At 63.4% G+C, this 3,527-nt stretch carries 2 protein-coding genes; one reads left to right on the top strand and one right to left on the bottom strand.

The window, feature by feature from the left end:
- Positions 1–97: 97 nt before the first annotated feature.
- Entirely contained in the window at positions 98–2,209 is a 2,112-nt protein-coding gene (locus ACOVRJ_RS21050) for a S8 family serine peptidase (protein WP_422045778.1), read from the top strand.
- 343 nt (positions 2,210–2,552) lie between these two features.
- Here the strand turns inward: ACOVRJ_RS21050 and ACOVRJ_RS21045 are convergent, their stop codons facing one another.
- Entirely contained in the window at positions 2,553–3,257 is a 705-nt protein-coding gene (locus tag ACOVRJ_RS21045; protein ID WP_422045777.1) for a PEP-CTERM sorting domain-containing protein, read from the bottom strand.
- Positions 3,258–3,527: the final 270 nt, after the last annotated feature.

Genomic DNA, 3,527 nt, shown 5'->3' with positions numbered 1-3,527 from the left:
GTCCACCAGAGACATTGCCAAGGCTGAGGCGAGGAGCGTCAAGCACCAGGGAGTGCGGTGTTCCTGCCATCGTTTTCTGCAGCAGTAGGAGTTGGGTATGGCACTGAGCGCAATTGCACTGGCCGCGAGTCTGGCCGCCAATGGATGTGGCCTGGAGTTGGGGCAACTGCCGGCTTATGAAGGCAATGTCGCGGATGCGGCGCTGCGCTTCGGGGACTTGCCGGCGCAGACTCGGCAGCGGCTGCGCGAGCGCATGGACAAGCTGCGCTTCGATGAGCTGGTCGAGATCTCTCGTGATGGTATTGAAGGGCGGCAGAGTTACCGCCCCGAACTCGCTGGACTGCAGTACGGCAAGCAGTTCTGCGAGTCGCTGTCCCGCAGCGACTGGGGGCGCAATGCCAAATACACCGCGCTCAGCTACTGCGAGGGAACCCACTGTCTTCTGGTGACGGTGGAGGGGCGGCATGTGCTGCGTGCTGAGCGTGTTCTGTCCGAGGCTGATCTCGAGGAATTCCTTCGACAACAACCCACTGCAGCGGGTGCTGAGCCTCAGTTTGCCCCGGGACGGCTGCTGGCGGGAGTCCGGGCCGGCTTGAAGGACTCGCAGGTGGATGCGCAGGCCAGGGGTCTGGGAGCCGCCAAGGCGCGCCGCATTGCCAAGAGCAATCTCTTTGTGATTGACCTCCCCCATGTGGGTAACGAGCGCGCCATGCTGGCTGTGCTCGGGAACAATCCCCATTTCCGCTTTGTCGAGCTTGATTACCGCGTACCGGCTTCGTTGACCCCCAACGATCCCTATTTGGGTAGTCAGTGGCATCTATCGACCGTCAAGGCCCCGACCGCCTGGGATAGTGCACAAGGTGCTGGCGTGACGGTTGCCGTTCTCGACTCTGGCGTCAATGGTTCCCATCCCGATCTGGCGGCGCGCATGGTGCCGGGCTGGAACGTCATTGATGGCAACAACAACACCGCCGACGTGAATGGGCACGGCACCATGGTGGCGGGTGTGGTGGCCGCCAGCCTGAACAACGCCGCGGGCGTTGCGGGTACGGCAGGCGCCGCTCGGCTGATGCCGATACGGATTTCCGATGCGAATGCCTATGCCTACTGGAGTCATGTGGCCAGCGGCTTGTATTGGGCTGCTGATAACGGGGCCAAGGTGGCCAATATCAGCTACGGCGCCGCCAGCAGCTCCTCGGTCATGTCGGCGGCCGACTACATGCGATCCAAGGGCGGCGTGGTCTTCGTCAGTGCGGGCAATGCCGGTACCGAGATCACCACGGCCACCAGCACCTCGATCACGGTCGTGTCGGCGACCAACAGCGCCGATGCGATCACCTCCTGGTCGAACTGGGGCAGTCTCGTGAGTCTGGCTGCACCCGGTGAAGGTATTTGGACTACGGAGCGCGCGGGGGGCTATACCGCACCGTCGGGCACCTCGTTTGCAGCGCCTCTGGCCGCAGGTGTGGCGGCTCTGGTGATGTCTGCCAGGCCAGATCTGAGTGTGGCCCAGGTGCAGAACGCGCTCTACAGCAGCGCCCGGGATCTCGGTGCGGCAGGCCGAGACAAGCAGTATGGCTTCGGTCGGGTCGATGCGGCGGCGGCGGTTCAGACGGCCAAGGCCATGGCTGTCGCTGATACGCAGGCACCCGTGGTGAGCATCACCAGCCCCGGCAATGGAAGCAGCGTCAGTGGGTTGGTGTCGGTGGGCGTGAATGCGACAGACAACGTGGGGGTGAGCAAGGCCGAGTTGCTTGTCAATGGTGCGGTTGTTGCCACGGAGACATCAAGCCCCTTTGGTTTCAGCTGGGACACGGCATCGCTGGCCAATGGCAATGCAACGCTGGTGGTTCGCGGTAGCGACGCGGCGGGCAATACGGGGACTTCGGCGACCCTGACCGTCAGCGTGGCCAATGCCGTGGCCGCCGACACGGTGGCGCCAGTCGTCAGCCTGCTGAACCCCGCCAATGGCGCCGTGGTGTCCGGAACGGTCAGCATCAGCGTGTCCGCTTCCGACAATGCCGGTGCGGCGGGTCTGAGGCAAAGCCTCTTCATCAACGGCGCCCAGGTCGCCAGCGGCACGGGCGCTAGCCTGAGCTATAGCTGGAACACGCGCAAGGCAGCGGCCGGCTCCTACAGCATCAGGGCCGTTGCCACAGACGCCGCGGGCAACAGCACGGCGGCAACGGCATCGGTCAGCAAGAAGTAATCGAGGTCTTGCATCTGCCCCGGCCGCCGCAAAGCAGCCGGGGCTTTCTTTTGCAGCGACACCGGGCGTTGCTTGTTGGCGCGCTCTAGCGGACTGTTGGGACTGATCCGCTACGCCACAGGGGGCACGGTCGCTTGAAGCGACTTGTCTTCGCTGCCCCGCATCCTCTGCACCGCACCGCACCGCACCGCACATAGCCATCGCGTGCCGAGCTCTAGCGCAGTGAGTGCTCTGACAGGATCGAACCGAAGCCTCAAGCGTCAGGCACAAAAAAGCCGCACCGTCGAAACGGGTGCGGCTTTGGGCTTGTGCGCGAAGTCTGTGGTGTCGCGCAGCAGCGCCGTCAGTGCGCCTTGACCGCGGTGTGACGACGGCGGCTCGCAGCGAACAGGCCAAGCAGCCCCAATCCGGCCAAGCCCAAACTGGCGGGCTCGGGAACGGTCCGCGGGCAAGTGCCCGGCAGGCATTGACCGCCACCGCCGCCATCTTCACCAACACGGCCGAACAGGCTCAGGTGGGACAGGCCCGGCGTTGAGCTGCCGTTACGGTTTGTCCAGGTGATTTTGTAGGCGCCCGAACCGGAATTGTTGTTGGTGGTGAACTCAATGTCGTCGAAGAAGTACATTGCCCAGCCCGTGGAGCCTGCCTTCAGCAGAACAACAAAGTCCATGAAGAGCGGGCTGACGTTACCGGTGTACTTGAGGTTCCAGGTGCCGGTGGCGGACGGGTCTGCATCCAGCTTCCAGAGATCGGCGCTTTGGTTGGAGTTGTCCGACTTTTGCAGCAGGCTGAACTGATCCGCCAGCGATGCCCACTTGAGCGCATTCACCGCGGCAAGCTCGTTGGCGTCGCCGTTCAGTGCCACGGTTCCGAGGCCATAACAGTCGTTCGCGGCAGCATTGCGGAAGGTCACGTCGCCGTTTTTCTGACCGTCGGCCGTGACGCCAGGTGTTGCGTCGACGTTGCTGCAATATTCTGGACCTGCCCATGAGGCCGTGGCGCCCAAGGCCACGGCGGTGGCGGCGAGCATTTGGGTGAATTTCTTCATATTGACACCTCGATGGTTGTGAGTGCGCCTTGTGGGTTGACTTGGGAGCAGGATTCGCGCCAGCCGCCGCAAGTCATTGTTTTGTAACAATATCGGCGTGATCCTGCCGACTGCGAGCGGCGGCAATGTCAGATATTTCGACAGCGATGTCCCAAGTCTGTCGGGCTGTGCGTCAAGCCGAGCGGCTGAACCCTATCGCCCGCCGCTGCCGTACATCCGGCTTCACCCGGTGCTCGGCCTCCAGCTGGCTGAGGAACTCGTCGGGGCTGA

This window comes from Roseateles sp. (genome assembly GCF_049240545.1).
Classification (GTDB): Bacteria; Pseudomonadota; Gammaproteobacteria; order Burkholderiales; family Burkholderiaceae_C; genus Paucibacter_A.
This window is presented reverse-complemented; position numbering and strand designations above follow the sequence as displayed.

What these genes read in the sequence shown, in the direction of transcription:
- ACOVRJ_RS21050 (WP_422045778.1), top strand. Translation starts at nt 98, where the DNA reads ATGGCACTGAGCGCAATTGCACTGGCCGCGAGTCTGGCCGCCAATGGA.
- ACOVRJ_RS21045 (WP_422045777.1), bottom strand. Translation starts at nt 3,257, where the DNA reads ATGAAGAAATTCACCCAAATGCTCGCCGCCACCGCCGTGGCCTTGGGC.